This is a genomic window from Peribacillus sp. P4_C12, from assembly GCF_056402095.1.
Genome location: NZ_JBFUIB010000778.1, coordinates 1 through 1,381, shown reverse-complemented (window position 1 = coordinate 1,381; position 1,381 = coordinate 1). Strand labels below are relative to the sequence as shown.

The 1,381-nt window shown below is 34.3% G+C and carries 1 protein-coding gene and 1 pseudogene; both read left to right on the top strand.

Going from position 1 to position 1,381, the window contains the following annotated elements:
* Window positions 1–132: pseudogene (locus tag AC1DUW_RS28895) on the top strand (type I methionyl aminopeptidase); the annotation flags it as partial.
* A 272-nt stretch (window positions 133–404) separates the two neighbouring features.
* On the top strand, window positions 405–698 hold the full coding sequence (locus tag AC1DUW_RS28890; protein ID WP_053346254.1) for an antibiotic biosynthesis monooxygenase family protein: 294 nt from the start codon (window positions 405–407) through the stop codon (window positions 696–698).
* The last annotated feature ends 683 nt before the right edge of the window (window positions 699–1,381 follow it).

The window sequence follows — 1,381 nt, the reverse complement described above, 5'->3', positions numbered from 1 at the left end:
ATCTCAACCTTTGAAGAAGAAGTATTCCAAAAAGAAGACGGTTGGACCTATGCTACAGAAAAAAGCTATGTAGCACAATTGGAACATACGATTATCCTTACTAAAAATGGTCCGATCATTGTCACACTTTAATTCAAGCATAGACGGAAAAGACTCGTATAAATATAAGTAGTTCGCATACCGTGTAGGAAACTTAAATGGAGTAACATATAAATTCGTAACAGTTTTAAAGAATGCTCGCATCTAAAAAAGAAGGATTCGATTGATGTATCCCACATCAACCCACTTAAAATAAGGGAGTTGCTTTAGCAGCTCTTTTTCTTTTGGAGCTAAAGGGGCAGGTTTGTTCAACAAAAAGTCATTTAAAAAGAGTAATGTTATACTTTTGAAAAGGGGGAAATTAAATGATATTGGAAGCTGTTATGCTACAAGTTAAGGAAGGTATGGAAGCAGAATATGAAGAAGCATTTCGTGGGGCATCAGAAATTATTTCTTCAATGAAAGGGTACATATCTCACGAATTACAGCGTTGTATGGAAGTTGAGGGGAAATATTTACTACTGGTGCAGTGGGAAACATTAGAAGACCATACAGTTGGATTTAGACAATCCAACGAGTATCAAGAATGGAAAAAGAAATTACATAATTTTTATGACCCATTTCCAACAGTTGAACATTTTGAGAAGGTTAAACTTTAATAGTTGTTCTTGAACTAACAGGTGCTTTAGTTTTAGAACAAGAGTTGCTACGACAACTTTTTAAGGGCGAACGGATGATTATTAAATAAAGAGAGTTATTACCCTCTTTATTTAATATCCTTTAAGAATTCTTCTAAGGAATCATATAATACAGATGGTTTCCATTCGCCCATGCCGTGTTCAGCAGTCAGAACAGGATAATTTTTATTATGTATATCCACAAATATTTGGTCTTCTAAATCTTCATCGTAACCTATAACAAACCAACTTTCTTTCCAATCGCATTCGCCACTGCCTACAAAGGAGTTACCTTCCTCATCTTCTCTATATCCTAGTTGAAAACAGATGAAAAGAAACGGAGATCGTTTCCTCTTCTACGCCCTCAAAATTTATTTCAATCTCATTAGTTTTGAGTGCTTCAAATCTTCTCTAAATCTTGATTTAACAATTTCCTTACCTCCCTTTTGACACATTGTCTATTTTAACTATATCTTTTTTCTTCAACTAACRGGTGCTTTACTTCAAWAAGGGAGTTGCTTYRGCAKCTYTTTTTTGTATGAAAACATATTCGTGAAAGGCCATACTAAAATAAGCCCACCATATTCTAATTTTTTGAAGGACGTAAATGTACTATGTCGTTATTTTAACTGGTTATGCAGTTTGTTGTTCTGATGGATCGATTG